This is a genomic window from Marinobacterium profundum (assembly GCF_001528745.1).
GTDB lineage: Bacteria > Pseudomonadota > Gammaproteobacteria > Pseudomonadales > Balneatricaceae > Marinobacterium_A > Marinobacterium_A profundum.
The window spans coordinates 23,161-40,170 of sequence record NZ_BCNS01000159.1 but is presented as its reverse complement, the minus strand read 5'-3'; the positions used below and the strand labels follow the sequence as shown (position 1 = coordinate 40,170).

Annotated in this window: 17 protein-coding genes; 1 reads left to right on the top strand and 16 read right to left on the bottom strand. The window is 56.4% G+C overall.

Features of this window, described 5'->3' with window-relative positions; genetic code table 11:
• Positions 1-416: 416 nt before the first annotated feature.
• The 5 genes from MPRO_RS19245 to MPRO_RS19225 all read right to left on the bottom strand — a co-directional run bounded on the left by MPRO_RS19245 (position 417) and on the right by MPRO_RS19225 (position 4,337).
• Positions 417-1,022, bottom strand: coding sequence for a Yip1 family protein (locus MPRO_RS19245; protein WP_067296855.1), 606 nt, complete (start codon positions 1,020-1,022; stop codon positions 417-419).
• Positions 1,023-1,169: 147 nt separating this feature from the next.
• The gene (cyoE, locus tag MPRO_RS19240; protein ID WP_067296851.1) at positions 1,170-2,078 is read right to left on the bottom strand and encodes a heme o synthase; all 909 of its coding nucleotides are present in this window, start codon (positions 2,076-2,078) and stop codon (positions 1,170-1,172) included.
• Positions 2,056-3,108, bottom strand: a complete 1,053-nt coding sequence (locus tag MPRO_RS19235; RefSeq protein WP_067296848.1) for a COX15/CtaA family protein — start codon at positions 3,106-3,108, stop codon at positions 2,056-2,058. Before MPRO_RS19235 ends, cyoE begins: the two co-directional genes overlap by 23 nt.
• Positions 3,109-3,123: 15 nt before the next feature.
• On the bottom strand, positions 3,124-3,612 hold the full coding sequence (locus tag MPRO_RS19230) for a redox-active disulfide-containing membrane protein (protein ID WP_067296845.1): 489 nt from the start codon (positions 3,610-3,612) through the stop codon (positions 3,124-3,126).
• A complete protein-coding gene (locus MPRO_RS19225) occupies positions 3,612-4,337 on the bottom strand; it encodes an SURF1 family protein (protein ID WP_067296841.1) in 726 nt (241 codons plus the stop codon). Before MPRO_RS19225 ends, MPRO_RS19230 begins: the two co-directional genes overlap by 1 nt.
• Before the next feature lie 25 nt (positions 4,338-4,362).
• Between MPRO_RS19225 and MPRO_RS19220 the strand changes: the two genes are divergently transcribed.
• Positions 4,363-4,578, top strand: a complete 216-nt coding sequence (locus MPRO_RS19220; RefSeq protein ID WP_067296838.1) for a twin transmembrane helix small protein — start codon at positions 4,363-4,365, stop codon at positions 4,576-4,578.
• A gap of 20 nt (positions 4,579-4,598) precedes the next feature.
• On the opposite strand, the gene MPRO_RS19215 is transcribed toward MPRO_RS19220, so the two are convergent.
• From MPRO_RS19215 to MPRO_RS19165, 11 genes are all read right to left on the bottom strand, one after another.
• Positions 4,599-5,483 (bottom strand): cytochrome c oxidase subunit 3, encoded by an 885-nt coding sequence (locus tag MPRO_RS19215; protein WP_067296835.1) that lies wholly within the window; start codon positions 5,481-5,483, stop codon positions 4,599-4,601.
• Entirely contained in the window at positions 5,480-6,055 is a 576-nt protein-coding gene (locus MPRO_RS19210; RefSeq protein WP_067296831.1) for a cytochrome c oxidase assembly protein, read from the bottom strand. The genes MPRO_RS19215 and MPRO_RS19210 overlap by 4 nt, the downstream gene beginning before the upstream one ends.
• Before the next feature lie 18 nt (positions 6,056-6,073).
• Positions 6,074-7,657 (bottom strand): cytochrome c oxidase subunit I, encoded by a 1,584-nt coding sequence (ctaD, locus tag MPRO_RS19205; RefSeq protein ID WP_067296828.1) that lies wholly within the window; start codon positions 7,655-7,657, stop codon positions 6,074-6,076.
• A gap of 9 nt (positions 7,658-7,666) precedes the next feature.
• Positions 7,667-8,779 (bottom strand): cytochrome c oxidase subunit II, encoded by a 1,113-nt coding sequence (gene coxB, locus MPRO_RS19200; RefSeq protein ID WP_067296824.1) that lies wholly within the window; start codon positions 8,777-8,779, stop codon positions 7,667-7,669.
• A gap of 121 nt (positions 8,780-8,900) precedes the next feature.
• Positions 8,901-9,110: a DUF2970 domain-containing protein gene (locus MPRO_RS19195; RefSeq protein WP_067296821.1), complete on the bottom strand. Its 210-nt coding sequence runs from the start codon at positions 9,108-9,110 to the stop codon at positions 8,901-8,903.
• Positions 9,111-9,324: 214 nt separating this feature from the next.
• Complete coding sequence (msrQ, locus tag MPRO_RS19190; RefSeq protein WP_082708978.1) at positions 9,325-9,948, bottom strand: protein-methionine-sulfoxide reductase heme-binding subunit MsrQ; 624 nt, start codon at positions 9,946-9,948, stop codon at positions 9,325-9,327.
• Complete coding sequence (gene msrP, locus MPRO_RS19185) at positions 9,939-10,946, bottom strand: protein-methionine-sulfoxide reductase catalytic subunit MsrP (protein ID WP_067296817.1); 1,008 nt, start codon at positions 10,944-10,946, stop codon at positions 9,939-9,941. Before msrP ends, msrQ begins: the two co-directional genes overlap by 10 nt.
• A gap of 180 nt (positions 10,947-11,126) precedes the next feature.
• Positions 11,127-11,873 carry a CDP-diacylglycerol--serine O-phosphatidyltransferase gene (gene pssA, locus MPRO_RS19180; protein ID WP_082708981.1) on the bottom strand — a complete coding sequence of 249 codons (747 nt, stop codon included), beginning with the start codon at positions 11,871-11,873 and terminating at the stop codon, positions 11,127-11,129.
• 90 nt (positions 11,874-11,963) lie between these two features.
• Complete coding sequence (locus MPRO_RS19175) at positions 11,964-12,698, bottom strand: type 1 glutamine amidotransferase (protein WP_173645525.1); 735 nt, start codon at positions 12,696-12,698, stop codon at positions 11,964-11,966.
• A 137-nt stretch (positions 12,699-12,835) separates the two neighbouring features.
• Positions 12,836-13,837, bottom strand: coding sequence for a patatin-like phospholipase family protein (locus tag MPRO_RS19170; RefSeq protein WP_067296805.1), 1,002 nt, complete (start codon positions 13,835-13,837; stop codon positions 12,836-12,838).
• Positions 13,838-13,940: 103 nt separating this feature from the next.
• Positions 13,941-17,003 (bottom strand): error-prone DNA polymerase, encoded by a 3,063-nt coding sequence (locus tag MPRO_RS19165; protein ID WP_067296863.1) that lies wholly within the window; start codon positions 17,001-17,003, stop codon positions 13,941-13,943.
• Between the last annotated feature and the right edge of the window lie 7 nt (positions 17,004-17,010).

Genomic DNA, 17,010 nt, shown 5'->3' with positions numbered 1-17,010 from the left:
CCGATACTGCCGGCCAATTTATCAAGCTAAACACTTGAAAATCAACCACTTACTTCCGACTTGCTCGCTCTGTTCGGTGGCTGTTAAAGCCGCTTTCCCTAAGCGAGGTGCGCATTCTACATTGCCCCCGATCAGAGTCAACAACCCTTTTACAATTAACTGTAATAAAACCCAAAAAGGCTGATTTTGGGCCAAAAGCCCATCATCACAGTGCAATATGGATCGCTAGGCATACAGTGGTTAACCACCAGCATCCACACCTCCCTTCACACCGCCCGCAAAACTGCCGCACGTCACGCCCAGATTCAAGAACCAAGAACCAAGAACCAAGAACCAATAGTCACAGATTCAAAGCCTCTATATAGCAAAAGGCGCCTGAATCAGGCGCCTTTTGCTATATAGACATTGCTGCATGACTAGCCAGACGTATAGCTGAGAGGAATATAGGTACCCCACAGAATGGCGGAGACGGCCAGCACACCTACCAGCACACAGAGTCCGACGGTCAGAATCGAGGCCGAAAAGAAGAAAGCGCGATCTTCCGGTATCTGCATGATCACAGGCACACCGGTGAACAGCAGATATACGGTATAGCTCAGCGCAATCATGCCAACAATCACATTAAACCAGAGCATCGGATACAGGCCTGCCAAGCCCGTGAGAAACAACGGGGTCGCTGTAAAGGTGGTGAGTACAGTGCACTCATCCATAGATACATTGCCGCCGTAGGTTTTTTCCATCCAGTGCACCGCGTAGGCGATAAAACCAACGGCAGCCCACATGGCAAAATAGAACGCGATCGCCACTGGCAGCGCACTGGCAACTTCCAGCTTAACGTAGTTACCACCGACAATACTCCAGCCTACCTGTGTCGTGCCTATGAACAGAGATACAGCAGGAATAGCGGCCAGAATACTGATCTGGGATAAAAAGACGTGCAGCGTTGTGTATTGCTCCTTGCGTATCGACCCCCACTCTTCCTTAGGGTGATACAGCATACCCATCATGTGTTGCAGGAACATATATGGCACTCCCCTCTTCTTAGCCCTGAACGATCTTCCGTAATATTCGAGGCTATATCCTATGAGCCAACCTCAGGCCAATCCCGAGAAGCCCTTCACCAAACTCACTGACAGTGTAGATCTTACTGTCATACTTTGTGACAGCATTTAGAAGGTAAAGATTACGTAGTGATCCACCAGCAATAGAGCAAACAGCAGCATGATATAGCGGATGCTGTAACGGAACATCTGCATGGGGATCTCGCGGTTATCGCCGGCATGCATGACCCGCCAGGCCCATTGCAGGAAACGCAGATTTAACAGTGAGATCCCCGCCAGGTAGAGCACCCCACTCATGCCCGTCAGGAAAGGCAGTGCCGTAGTGGCAATCATGAGCATCGTATAGAGCATGATCTGCAACCGGGTGAAACTCTCACCGTGAGTCACGGGCAGCATCGGAATACCTGCCTTGATGTAATCCTCCTTGCGCGCAATGCACAGCGCCCAGAAATGTGGCGGCGTCCAGGCAAAAATAATCAGTACCAACAGCAAACCATTAGGTTCCATTACCCCGGACACCGCAGTCCAGCCCAGCAATGGCGGAGCTGCACCTGCGACGCCACCGATAACGATATTCTGTGGCGTCGCGCGCTTGAGAAACATCGTATAGACAAACGCATAACCTATCAGAGATAGCAGCGTGAGCCAGGCCGTCAGCGGATTGACCCAGAGCGCCAGCACACCGATACCCAAAGTACCCATAGTGGCGGCGAACAGCAGTGCCTGCTGTGCGCTCATTTTCCCGCTCGGCAGCGGGCGGCCGCGGGTGCGGGCCATGTTTTCATCGATATGCCGATCCATCACATGATTAACTGCTGCAGCTGAGCCAGACGCCATAGCGACCCCCAGCAAAGTTACCAACATCAGCCCAAGGGAGGGAATTTCAGGTCGGGCCAGTCCCATGCCAACCAATACCGTTAGCAGCATCACAGCTACGACACGTGGTTTGCACAGTTCAAGATAATCCCGCCAGGTCACATGAGAATGGGCAGTCTCAACAGCTTTGCGCACAGGCATAGACAGTCTCCTTGTCAACAACGAGATCCTGCTGGGATAACCACACCAGGCTGAGTAGCAGAACTACAGCGCCACCGTGATGTGCCATTGCCAGCGGGATAGGAACAGCATAGATGATATTTGCGATGCCCAGGCCAATCTGGGCGACAACAAGTAATGTAACTGTCACCAGGGCAGGTTTGGGCCAGCCTGCTCTACCCAAACGCCAGATCATGAGTGCAATCAGAACCAGCACCACTGCAGCTCCTGCCCTGTGCGTCATCTGCACTGCAGCGCGAGCCTCACGCGGCATATGCCCACCCTGATAATTGGGACCTGTCTCGAGCGCAGGCGTAAAGCCGGCAGCAAAATCCAGCGACACAGCCTCACCCTGCTCGCATTGCAGCCAGTCGGTACAGGCCCAACCGGCGTAATTGGCGCTGGTCCAACCACCCAGTGCAATCTGCATAAAGAGTACTGCGGTCGCCAGCGTGATCCAGCCTTTACCCTGACGCCTGCCTGGCGGTGCCGCCTGTGACACATCCGGTTGCTGCACAGCCCGGTGCCAGTGCAAGACGCGAAAGCGCAACAGAACAAGCAGTGACAGAATCGCGAGGCCCCCGAGCAAATGTAGCGTGACGACTATAGGCAGCAGTTTCAGTGTCACTGTCCACATACCGAAGGCACCCTGCACACAGACCAGAATCAGCAGCGCTATACCGAGCTTAACGGGGTATGAGGTATCAGCTCGCCGCTTCCAGCCCAACCAGGCCAGAAGCAGCACGAGCAAGCCCAGGCTACTGGCGGCGTAACGGTGGACCATTTCCAGCCAGCCCTTGCTAGCCTCCAGCGGCTGATCCGGATACAGCTCCTGAGCCTGAGCCAAAGCCTCCTCCGAGCCTGGCAACACTATATGACCGTAGCAGCCGGGCCAGTCTGGGCACCCAAGGCCGGCATCGTTAATGCGGGTCCAGCCTCCCAGCATCACTACCAGCAGGGCTAGCACCACGGCGAAATTAACCAGTAACACGGATGCGGAGCGTTGCGGCATAGTCAGCCTCCAGCGTCAGCCCAGTTTCGAGAGTTTGAGTAACTTGCGCAGGTCATCCAGCACAGCCTGGGGCTCCTGCGTCAGGTCATACCGCAACACCAGGTTTCCCAGTGGATCAACGACCCACACCGCCGCCCCAAGCTGAGACAGATCTTCACTCACAAGACCACTGTCGGCAGGGGCCGGCAGCACCTGGTGCCATTCCACCCGATCCCGCTCCTTGCCGAGCGCCGTATGAAGATTGGGCATTTTTTCTACCCAGTCACTGCAGTCTGCACAGCCTGGCGGCTGAGTAAGCATTAACTGCCAGTGCTCACTCATCTGCCATGGTTCCCCGGATGACGTTGCCAGTGACCAGTCATTCACCGAACTGCCATCGGCGATAAGCTCTCCGTGGTGGGTACGCCCGAGCGGAATACCGACACCCGTAAAATACATGAACATGGCCAGTAACATAGGTCCTGCAGCCACAACAAAAACCCACCAGAAGGTGCTTTTACGCATCAATCATTCACTCCCTTGCTTAACGTATTGCGCCAATACCAGAGCAGCAAAATGAACAGAGCTATGGCCATCGCGAACCACTGCACCGCATAACCCAAATGCCGTTCAGGCTTTAATGAAGCCAGCGGCCAGTCTGTTGTCAGACGCTTGTCCACAGGTTCAACCACCTCCAGAACCCAGGGTAGCACTGGCTGCTTTACAACAGACTCTAACCTTTCAACATCCAGCGTTTGAACTCTGAGCGGCCAACCTGGAGGCCAGGCGTCTTGCGCCAGCACAAAGGCAGGCTCTACACGATGCATGCGACCGGAAAAGGAGGATGGCAATTCGGGGAACTGGATAGTCGGAAGTTGGGATCGATCGGTAGAAGCCTTTATCCAGCCAAGATTGACCGGTAGCAGAGCAGAACCTTGCGGCGTTTGCAGCAGGCCAATGAGTTCATAGCCGGCATGGCCGCCACGGGTGCGGTTATCCAGCAGTAGCCACTGCCCTGGCAGCAACTCGCCCTCCAGCTGTGCCTGCAACAGGCGTCTGGCGCCCAGGTCATGCAACTGCGACAGCTGTGTGACTATAACGCTGTCGTCATTCCAGGCGTTAAGGAGCTGTTCTTTTTCTGCCGCACGGTCTAACTGCCAGCTACCCAGATACAGCAATAGTGGTAGCAGCAATAACGCACTGAGTAGCAGAAGCCACTTGAAACCTGGCCGTCTGTCGCCTTTACTCATCCCATACTCTTTGCGGATAACCTGAATGCTCCTCAAACCTCTGATCGCCGTCCTGTTTGTCGCTATCCTAATCAGCCTTTTCTGTGGCCTCTACTTCCTGCTAACAGACAGTGGCCGTTCCAATCGCACAGTCAACTCGCTATTCCTGCGGGTAGGATTCAGCGTACTACTTCTTCTGGTGTTGCTGTACGGCTTTTACACCGGCGAACTGGGCAGTCACGCCCCCTGGCTTAATCGCTGAGGGCCGCCACTGCCACTGCATCAGATAATGTACACAAACAGAAAGAGACCCACCCAGACGACATCCACAAAATGCCAATACCAGTTAACCGCTTCGAAGGCGAAGTGGTTATCGGCATCAAAATGCCCGCGCAACACCCGCAGCCACATAATGATCAGCATCACACTGCCCAGGGTAACGTGCAAACCATGAAAGCCTGTGAGAATAAAGAAGGTGGCCCCGTAGACACCGGCATGCAGCGTCAGGCCAAGATCATGGTAGGCCTCGATATACTCATACGCCTGAAATACCAGAAACGCAGCTCCCAGCAGCACGGTAATCGCCAGCCACAGCACGATACGGCTGCGCTCACCCATCTTCAGCGCCTTGTGAGCCACTGTCACGGTAAAGCTTGAAGACACCAGCAAAATGGTATTGATCAGCGGCAAGTGCCAGGGGTCAATGACCTGCTGCGGGCCCGGAAATGCCTCCATGTCCGGCGTCGTCATCAGTGGCCATTGCGCCTGGAAACCCTCCCACAGCATATTGGAAACCCCCTTCTCGCCTTCACCACCCAGCCAGGGAACAGCGAGATTGCGAACGTAGAACAGAGTTCCAAAAAAGGCCGCAAAAAACATCAACTCAGAAAAAATAAACCAGCTCATGCCCCAGCGGTATGAGCGATCCATCTGCTCGTTATAGAGTCCCGACATGCTTTCGTTGATCACGTTGCGAAACCAGCCAAACAAAATCGCCATCATGCACAGAGCACCAAGCAGCAAAGACCAGACACCCACTCCGCCGGATTTCTCGGCGCTCATGTCATTGATCAGGCTTCCGGCACCGACGGCCATCAGAAAGAGCGCGATGGAGGCCAGTATCGGCCAGCGACTTTGATTCGGTACGTAATACGCTGCAGAACTCATAGCGTCGACCTCTGTGTGTCATCTTTTATTATTTGCCCGGTGGACAGGCGCGGAGTGATATCGAACAGGGTGTACGAAAGCGTGATCGTATGAATATCGGCCGGCAGCTTTTTATCGATCACAAAAAGCAGCGGCATCTCCATATCTTCATCCGCATCGAGAGCCTGCTGATCGAAGCAAAAACAGCTGACCTTGTGCAGGTACTGGGCAGCCTCGGCGGGAGTCACCGAGGGAATAGCCTGGGCCACCATGCGGGCAGACGTCGGATTACGGGCAAAATACGCCATCTGACGCATTTCTCCGGGATTCACCGACACCGTATTCAACGTAGGGCGAAACTCCCAGGGCATAGCCTCGTTGTTTATACCGATAAACTGCACCCGTATATCTCGACTGGTATCCGCCTCTTCCGCGGCTATCGGGCCTGTATTGGTAATTTTGCCGTTGAGTCCAGTAATACGACAGAAAACGTCGTAGAGCGGCACCAGAGCAAAACCAAAGCCAAACATTAAGATACCGCCAAGCACCAGCTGCAGTACCAGCCGTCTGTTCTTGCGTCCTAGAGCATCCATCCGCCAAACCTCCCGCCGTTACTTGATCACCGGGGGCTGGGTAAAGGTGTGATAGGGTGCGGGCGATGGCAGCGTCCATTCCAGCCCGTGGGAGCCCTCCCATACCTGATCCGTAGCCCGCTCACCGCCGCGAATGCAGCTGATGATGTTGTACACAAACAGCAGCTGAGAGAGGCCGAAGATAAAGGCACCAACACTGGCCACAGCATTAAAATCAGCAAACTGCAGCGCATAGTCCGGAATACGCCGGGGCATGCCCGCCAAACCGAGGAAGTGCATCGGGAAGAAGGTAACGTTGACACCGATAAAGCTGAGCCAGAAGTGTGCCTTGCCAAGACGCTCGTTGAGCATGTGACCCGTCCACTTGGGCAGCCAATAATAGGCCCCCGCCATGATCGAGAAGATGGCACCCGGCACCAGTACATAGTGGAAATGCGCCACCACGAAGTAGGTGTCGTGGTACTGGAAATCAGCCGGAGCAATGGCCAGCATCAGACCGGAAAAGCCACCGATGGTAAATAGCACCACGAAAGCCAGCGCGAACAGCATGGGAGTCTCGAAGGTCATGGAGCCATGGAACATGGTGGCCACCCAGTTGAATACCTTCACCCCGGTCGGCACAGCAATCAGCATGGTCGCGTACATGAAGAACAACTCGCCCGCCAGCGGCAGGCCAACCGTAAACATGTGGTGCGCCCAGACCAGGAAGGACAGCAGGGCGATGGACGAGGTTGCATACACCATGGAGGCATAGCCAAACAGTTTCTTGCGGGCGAAAGTCGGTATGATTTCGCTGACAATGCCGAAGGCCGGCAAGATCATGATGTAGACCTCGGGATGGCCGAAGAACCAGAACACATGCTGGAACAGCACCGGATCACCGCCGCCGGCGGCATTAAAGAAGCTGGTGCCAAAGTGGATATCCATCAGCATCATGGTCACCACACCGGCCAGTACCGGCATGACCGCTATCAGCAGAAAGGCCGTAATCAGCCAGGTCCAGACGAACAGCGGCAGCTTCATCATCGTCATGCCAGGCGCGCGCATGTTAAGGATGGTGGCAATAATGTTAATCGCCCCCATGATCGAACTGAAACCCATCATGTGAACCGCAAAGATAAAGAAGGTCACGCTCGGCGGCGCATAGGTGGTTGAAAGCGGCGCGTAGAATGTCCAGCCGAAGTTGGGACCACCGCCCTCCATAAAGAGCGTGGAGAGCATCAGCGAGAAGGCGAAGGGCAGTATCCAGAAGCTCCAGTTGTTCATGCGCGGCAGCGCCATGTCCGGCGCTCCCACCATGATAGGAATCATCCAGTTAGCCAGGCCGACAAAGGCCGGCATGACGGCACCAAACACCATGATCAGACCATGCATGGTGGTCATCTGGTTAAAAAATTCCGGCTGTACCAGCTGCAAGCCCGGCTGAAACAGCTCTGCTCGTATCATCAGCGCCATACAGCCGCCGGTGAGGAACATCAACAAGCTGAACCAGAGGTAGAGTGTCCCTATATCCTTGTGGTTGGTGGTAAAGAACCAGCGTCCCAGGCCCTTGGCCGGCCCGTGACCATGTTCGGTAGAATCCACACTGAGCGTAGTGTCCATGTTCCCCTCCTACTGCTGCAGTTCGGTAATTCGCTGCGGGCTGACACTGTCACCAGTATCATTGCCCCAGGCATTACGCTCATAGGTAATAACAGCCGCCAGATCGACCGCATTCAACTGGGCCCCGAAGGCCTGCATTGCGGTACCTGCCTTGCCGTGCAAAACGATATTGATATGTGCATCTATATCGGTCGTCACCATGGGGCTGCCGACCAGCGCCGGGAAGGCTCCGGGGATGCCCTGTCCGGTCGCCTGATGACAGGCCGCACAGCTGGTGTTGTAGACCTGTTCGCCCCGCTCCATCAGCTGTTCCAGCGTCCATTCCTCGCTTGCGGCAGCCGCCTGCGCCTGGGCTGCGTTGCGCGTATCAGCCAGCCACAGGTCAAAATCGGCCTGAGATTTGACTTCAACCACTATAGGCATGAAACCATGGTCGCGGCCGCACAGTTCGGTACATTGCCCACGGTAGATGCCGGGTTCTTCAGGAATGGCCCAGGATTCGTTGATAAACCCGGGTATGGCGTCTTTCTTTACAGCAAGATCCGGCACCCACCAGGAATGGATAACATCGGCAGCGGTAAACAGGAAACGTACTTTCTGGCCAACCGGCAGTACCAGAGGGTTATCGACCTCCAGCAGATAATTCTCACCTTTGGCGGCTTCATTATTGATTTGCTCTCGCGGTGTGGACAGGGATGAGAAGAAATCAATGTCCTGACCCAAATATTGATAACGCCATTTCCATTGATAGCCAGTTACCTGAATATCAATATCGGAATCGGTATTGTCGTACATCTTGATCAGGGTCGCTGTGGCGGGGATCGCCATGGCGATAAGGATAACAAAGGGGATCAGCGTCCAGAGAATCTCTACCGCTGTATTTTCGTGGAAGTTACGCGCCTCGGCGCCGCGGGATTTCCGATGATGGAAGATGGACCAGAACATCACGCCGAACACCACAACCCCGATGGCGACGCAAATCCAAAAAATAATCATGTGAAGGTCGTAAACTTCACGCGAGATCGCAGTCGCTCCCGGCGTGATATTCACTTCCCAGGCGGCTTTGGCCGGCAGGGAAAGAAACAATCCTATCCATGGCAGGAGCCAGACTCTTTTTATCATTTACCGGGCCTCTCACGAAGTCTGCAGAACCGCCCAAGTGTTACGATCATGCGGAATTTTCCCTACCAGATCACTTGGTTAAGAGTGAGTATAGCAGCCTGCCCGGGAATGCAAGGTTGGATCAGCCTCCTGCCAGCATAAGGGCCAAACGCACCAGTAAAATTACGCCGACGACAAATAATGCCACCATCAGAACGCCGGTCAGCAGATAGCGCAGCGGCGAGCCAGATGAAAAATCTTCTTGTCGATTACGTTCTGACTGGACGCCAAACATCGCCGCCAACGCACTGAGTGCGGCCTTGAACAGCCCGTTTTTTTTGGGGTCCGACATTTGACGCCTCCCTTTCACATTAACAATGGATGCTACAGGTATAGCCGAAGCCCGCCGACTTGTGAGCCGCGACAGGCTAATCAGGACCGTGGCTCAAGCCAGGGGACGCCTTTCCAGAAATACGAAAGCAGTGCGAAAAGCGGAGGAAACAGAATGAGGAAAATCAGGCGATTATCGAACATAAAATCGCCGACAAGATGCCGAAGCGATTGCCTCAGCGGCTTTTGCGCTTGAGGGAGCGGCGCCGCATCCAGATGCGATACCCCAGCAATGCGGCCAGAATGACGCCATACAGCAGCTGATCTTCAAAAGAACTGCGGATCTGCCAGATGAAATGCACCATCGCCAGCAAAGCGATCACATACACCAGGCGGTGCAGTTTGACCCAGCGTGCGCCCAGCCGACGCTGCATGCCTCGGGTTGAGGTGATCCCCAGCGGGATCAACAGCAGCAAAGCCAGCGAACCCACCACTATATAGGGCCGCTCACTCAGTTCACGCCACAGCAGATCCGGTCGCCACCCCAGAATAAAGGTAGCGAAGGCCAGCAGGTGAACCATGGCATAGAAGAGCACATAAAGACCCAGCATGCGGCGGTAGCGCTGCAGCCAGCCCCAGTGAAAGATCCGGCGCAGCGGCGTCACGGCCAGAGTTATCCACAACAGGCGCAGCGTCCAGAGCCCGGTGAACTTGACGATCGCCTGGGCAGGATCAGCCCCCAGATTCATGGTCCACGCCTGTTCAAACAGCCACGCCAGCGGCAGTAACGGCAGCATGAACACCAGCCACCAGAGTGCCAGCGGTTTCAGGGCCCGGCTTCTGATATCGGTCAGAACCACTGCTGCAAATCCATGTCGCTGTACAGGCTAGCCACGTCATCCGCGTAACCGTTAAAAGGCAAGGTATCGATTATATTGGGAGAAAACAGTGATGATGGCAGGCGCCGCTCAGTTGCCTGACTCCAGCGCGGATGGTCAACCCTCGGATTCACGTTGGCATAGAAGCCATACTCACCCGAGGCGGTGCGATTCCAGGATGTCCCGGGCATCTCTTCCACCAAGCGAATCTTGACGATCGACTTGATGCTCTTGAAGCCGTATTTCCAGGGTACAACCAGCCGAAAGGGCGCGCCATTTTGCGGCGGCAAGGCGTTACCGTACAACCCTACCGCGAGCAGCGTGAGCGGGTGCATGGCTTCATCCATGCGCAGGCCTTCGACATAAGGCCAGTCCAGCGTCGAGAAGAATGACCGCTGTCCGGGCATCTGATCCGAATCCTGCAATGTAGTGAACTCGACGTACTTGGCTTTGGAGGTAGGCTCAAAACGCTTGAGCAGATCACCCAGCGGAAAACCCATCCAGGGAATGACCATGGACCAGGCCTCAACACAACGCAGGCGATAAATTCGCTCTTCCAGCGCGTGGGGCTTGAGCAGGTCTTCGAGATTATAAACGCCAGGCTTGTTCACCTCACCGGCAATTTCAACTTTCCAGGGATCGGTTTTGAACGCTTGTGCCCGTTGCGACGGATCCTGTTTACCGAGCCCGAATTCATAGAAGTTGTTGTGGGTAATGATATTGCCGTAGGGTGCGGGTTTTTCAGCGGTGGAAAAAGCCTCATTGCGGACACTGTCACGCAGTGCGCCCTGCAGCCAGTCGGGCCCGGGATACTTTGGCTGATCCTTATCCAGGCTGTAGGCCGGAATTGCTGAAGCGCCTTCGGTCAATGCCAGCGCGGTGGTACCTGCCAGGCCCTGCAGGAATCGACGCCGATTCACATACACAGATTCCGACGTAATATCGGAGGATTTTATCGGGGATCTTCTTTTAATCAGCATGTTCCGTTCCCTGCGTGAAATTCAGCAAATTGCCGGGCCCAGCGGGCACTGCGATAAGTTAGCCCTTAGCCTAGAACCCCTGACTGAACCCTCCCTGAAAACAGCTTTTACTGTCATTTGCAGGGTGAATCCAGCACAGGTCCGTCAATTATCACGTCACAGTGGAGCGGAACTGGAGCCTCAGAGTGCCTTGCGTTTGCGCCACAGCCAGAGTAGCGGGCCGGACAGCAGATACAGCAGGAACAGCAGCCACAGGAATGTTGCCGGGCTGATGGAGATAACACCTATCACCAGCACAATACCGGCCAGGATCATAAAGGGCACCTTGCCTTTGAAATCCACGTCTTTGAAGCTGTAATAGAGCACGTTGCTGACCATCAGCAAACCGCAGCAAGCCACAAAAGCCGCAACCACATAGGCCAAAGGCCCAGGCTCTACCTCAAACTCCGAGCTGGCCCAGACGAGACCCGCCACCGCCGCCGCCGCCGCAGGGCTCGGCAAACCGATAAAGTATTTTTTGTCGACTGAGCCAATCTGGGTATTAAAGCGCGCCAGCCGCAGGGCCGCACAGGCGACATAGATGAAAGCGGCAAACCAGCCGATCTTGCCTACGCTGTCCAGCGCCCAGGTAAAGGCCACGAGTGCCGGCGCCACACCAAAGGACACCATATCCGACAGCGAATCGTATTCGGCACCGAACTGACTGCTGGTATTGGTCATGCGGGCCACGCGACCGTCGAGTCCATCGAGTACCATGGCCACAAAAATGGCGATGGACGCGTTGACGAAGTCACCGTTCATTCCAGCGATTACTGCATAAAAGCCCGAAAAAAGGGCACCCGTTGTGAACAGATTAGGCAGCAGATAAATGCCCCGACTACGGGGAGGCTGCTCGTCATCACAGGGTTGAGTATGTTCGTCCGTCATCATCTCTCTTCAGTGGTCGATTCAGTTGGGCTCATTCTACAGGTGCCGCCTCCCTGCTGTCACCGCCCCGTTCAGGCGCAACCATGACGACTACGACAGCAGAATCCGGTCGACAAATTTTCGCATCAGGCCATTGGACTCCGGAGTTTCCTGTGCCGTGCTCAGCACCTGCTCCAGATGACCTGCGTCTTCGGTATAGTGATCCCGGTAATGGGTGAGCCGCTCCACCAGCGTGGCTTTGTCTACCTCTGGGTGAAACTGGAAGGCCCAGAAAGGCTTGCCGCGGACCCGCAACGCATGCACGCACTGTTCGGTGAAAGCCAGGCGCTCGCAGCCGGGCGGAACCTGAGCTGCGTATTGCCGATGTACCGATACGGCGGCGAAGCCATCGGTGCAGTCATGCAACAACGGATCATCCTGCGCAGCCTCGGCCAGACGAATGGCCAGGGTTCCCATCTCAAAGCCCTGCTCTTTATGTTCAATGCGGCCGCCGAGCGCCAGCACCGTGAGCTGAAAACCAAAACAGGATGCAAAGGTTGGCAGCGAAGTGGTCACCACATGGCGCAACAGTTTTTCGCACTGAGACACAAAGGGATAATGCTCAGGCTCCAGCACATTGGCCTCACTGGCGCCGCCCACCAGCAGGGCGTCGTAGCCATCGGCTGCAGCAGGGGAAAAGGTCGGCGTATGAAAGACATTGAGAATATCGATCTGCTCAGGCGCCAGGCCGCTGTAGCTGGCGAAACTCTGGTGCTCTTCATCGCACACCTTGGCTTCGGTGCGGATTTGCAACAGTAGCAGCCGCAGATCGGATCTTCTTTTCATAAGCGTATCCATGGCCGCTTAGATGGCCGGTTACATGAGAATGTCCTGGCACAGGCGCCGCCATCTGCCGGAAACAATGATGAAATCACCAAATATGTACAGCAGAACCCGCCCCCCTGGAGCAGATGCCGGAGCGGTTACAGGAAGAGTCCCAGGTCGCAGCTGGACGAACGTCCGATGCAATGTCCATTCTGCTCCAGCCAGCGATCAGCCTGTGCCCGCCCACGGTCGCGCAGCGATTCCAGAAAGTGTAGTCGGGTATCGTACTTGCTGGCCCGATCCAGACTTGCCAGCAGCTCATCGGATTCGATCAGGTGCAAACGCAGCCGGCGCACCCTGCGCTCGAAGGCACCCAGAGAAAAGGGAGTCTTGCGAATCTCGAACTGCATATAACTGATGGCTCGCATTTCACGCAGATAGGTACTTTGAAAGCCGAACTCGGCGACGCGTTCACGAATCGCAGAAGCACTGACGGGCGTACCGACACGCATCAGCGGCTGTAACAGAATGACCAGCACATCGTCACTGGCGCAGTCAAAAATCAGCGGATAAATTACCGGATTACCACTGAAGCCACCATCCCAGTAATTGCGCCCGTCAATTTCGATGGCCTTGTGCAGCGTTGGCAGACAAGCCGAGGCGAGCAGATGATCCGCACTGATTTCAGTCTCTCGGAACAGCCGCAACTTGCCGGTTTGGACATCGGTTGCGGCAATAAATAGACGAATGGGCGAGGCGGCCTGGAGCTGTTCGAAATCCACCATCCGCTCAACCAGGGAGCGCAACGGGTTTATGTCCAGCGGATTGAGGTCATAGGGCGACAGGTAATAGGTCAACATCTGCATCCAGTCTGCCACCGACTCGCCAATGCCAGCGACTGCCGCGCCCTTTGGCAACTCCGGTAGCGCATGCAGGGAAACCTCATTCCAGAATCGCGTTAGCAGCTCGCGAGCACCAGCATGGCCGCCCTGCTGCAGACCGCTGGCCAGCATCACCGCATTCATGGCGCCGGCGCTGGCACCACTGACACCATCAAATTGCAGTTTTGGCTCCTCCAGCAGTCGATCCAGCACCCCCCAGGTAAAAGCCCCGTGGGCACCGCCCCCCTGTAGCGCAAGATTAAGCTTTCGCGTTCCCATAGCCGCCTCCGGTTAATTTTTGTGCACTGCACAAACTTGACAGCTAGACGCGCTCAAGTCAAAAGAATCCACAGTGACAATAGTTAAAGGCGTGACAAAAGACTCAGCGAAAATCCCGCGAATTCAGCGCCAGCGACTGCCAATATGGGGTTATATCAGTCAAACGTCCGGCAATGACATGAATAAGATCCCCCTCCCGCTCCAGCACCCCCGACACCTGCAACAACCGAGCACTCAGCAATGCCTGATGCTGCATTGCAGCAGTTTTGCGCCAGACCACCAGATTCACTTGCCCGGTTTCATCCTCAAGGGTCACAAAGGTCACCCCCGAGGCCGAACCCGGCCGCTGTCGATTGGTGACGATACCCGCCACCCGCACCAGCTGCCCAGGCCTGCAGGCTTCAAGCTGCTGCGCACTCAGACAACCCTTGAGCGCGGTCCCCTCGCGCAACAACGCCATCGGATGACGCCCCAGCGTTAACCCAAGATGGCGAAAATCCTCTTCCAGATCAGCCTGCTCATCCGGCGCTCCGAGCTGCACAGCACCACTTTCGGCCACCCTGGCATCTCCCAGCGCCAGTGCAGGATCCTCAGCCAGCAATTCCCAGCGCGCCTGGTAACGATGTTGCGCCAAGCCATTAAGCGCACCGGCCGCCGCCAGCAGATCCCAGCTGCCGCGATCAAGCCCAGTGCGCGCCTGCGCATCGGTGACCGATACAAAAGGCCCTGCCTGCCGCACCCGCAGCAGAACCTCTGCAGCCTTGCGGGACAGCCGCTTAACCATACGCAACCCCAGGCGCAATGCGCCGTCCGGCTCCAGCGTCGAATCCCAGTCACTGCAATTAATATCCACCCCGCGCACTGTCACACCCTGTCGCCGGGCGTCCTGCACCAGTTGCGACGCTGAATAGAACCCCATGGGCTGACTGTTCAGCAAGCCACAACAGAAGGCCGCCGGCTCATGGCACTTAAGCCAGGCCGATATATACACCAGCAGGGCAAAACTGGCGGCGTGGGATTCGGGGAAACCGTATTCACCGAACCCCTCAATCTGGCGACAGATGCGCTGGGCAAACTCATCGCTGTATCCCCGTGCCAGCATGCCCGCCACCAGCTTTTTCTGGTACACAGCGATAGTACCGCTGCGCCGCCAGGCCGCCATGGCGCGGCGCAACTGATCCGCTTCACCGGCGGAAAACCCGGCAGCCACCACAGCCAGGCTGATCACCTGCTCCTGAAAAATGGGCACACCCAGAGTACGCTCCAGTACTTGGCGTACGGCCTCACTGGGATAGCTCACCGACTCAAGGCCCGCGCGCCGCTTCAGGTAGGGATGCACCATATCCCCCTGAATAGGCCCGGGGCGCACTATGGCCACCTGCACCACCAGGTCGTAGTAAGAGCGTGGCTGCAACCGCGGCAGCATATTCATCTGTGCCCTGGACTCCACCTGAAACACACCGACACTCTGGGCCCGCGACAGCATGTCATACACCCGTGGATCTTCCCGCGGAATGTCCTGCATGCGCAGCACCTTGCCATCCCTGACCGACAACAACCCCAGCGTCTTGCGCACCGCACTGAGCATTCCCAGCGCCAACACATCCACTTTCAGCAACCCCAGACTTTCCAGATCATCCTTGTTCCACTGAATCAGGCTGCGATCTTTCATCGCGGCATTTTCCACAGGTACCAGTTCGGACAGAGGCCCTGCCGAAATGACAAAGCCGCCGACATGCTGCGACAGGTGACGGGGAAAGCCGATGATTTCATCCACCAGCTGCAGCAGGAGCTCAAACTGCGGCCCAGGTGCCGCCCCGCCGCAGCGACGCAGCTGCCCTAGCCACTGCGGGTAATCCGCCCGCTGATCCAGCCGGCTGTACAACCAGCCCAGGTAAGCGGCATCCAGCCCCAGGGCCTTGCCCACATCCCGCAACGCGCTGCGCCGCCGATAGCAGATCACCGTAGCCGCAATTCCCGCCCGCTCCCGGCCATAGCGGCGGTAGATATACTGAATCACCTCTTCGCGCCGCTCATGTTCAAAATCGACATCAATATCAGGCGGCTCGGCCCGCTCACGCGAGATAAAACGCTCAAACAGCATATTGACCTGGCGCGGATCCACCTCGGTAATATGCAGGCAATAGCACACCACCGAGTTGGCCGCCGAGCCACGCCCCTGGCAAAGAATGCCCTGCTCACGGGCAAAGCGGACTATGTCGTCAATGGTGAGAAAGTAATGTTCGTATTCCAGCTCGGCGATAAGCGCCAGCTCGTGCTCGACCTGGCGCGCTATGGCAACCGACATGCCCTCTGGAAAGCGCAATGCAGCGCCCTCCTCCACGCGCTGGGCCAGCCATTGACCAGCACTTTTTCCACTGGGCACCAGCTCGGCCGGGTATTCATAGCGCAGCTCGCCCAGATCAAAACTGCAGCGCTCGGCAATGCGCAGCGTTTCATCCAGCATTTCGGTGGTGTACAAGCGCCTGAGCTTGTTGAGGGAGCGCAGGTGTCGTTCGGCGTTAGCCTGCAGCCGAAAACCGGCCTGGCTCAAAGGCACAGCCAGACGAATGGATGTGAGTACATCCTGCAATCGCTGCCGGCCTGGCAGGTGCATCAGAACCGCACTGGCACAGACCATCGGCAGCCCTATCTGCCGGGCCAGTGACTGCTGCTGCTCGTAGCGCGCAGCATCATCAGCCCCAAGCAAACGTTCGATCAGTATCCAGCAACGCCCGACAAAGCGCCCGGACAGTTCAGCTCCCCGCTCGGCCGCCTGATCCAGATCCGCACCCGGACGGTACAGCAGCAGGCAGTCCGGCTGCAGCCCAAAGTCTGACCATTCGATCTGATACTGTCCCTTGGCTGCACGCCGGCGCGCCCGAGTGATCAGCTCGCATAACTGCGCATAACCTCGCCGGTTCTGAGCCAGCATCAGCACCCGCTCATCCTGCAGGCGAAATTCGGAGCCAACGATCAGCTGCAGCCCGGTTTCCCGGCAAGCCTCCCAGGCCCGCACGACACCGGCTACCGAACACTCATCGGTCAGGGCCAGGGCTCGATAGCCCAGTTCACTGGCTCGCTGCACCAGCTCTTCTGGATGGGAAGCACCGCGCAGAAAGCTAAAGCCGCTCAGGCAGTGCAACTCGGCATATTCCAGTGTCACAGAGTCA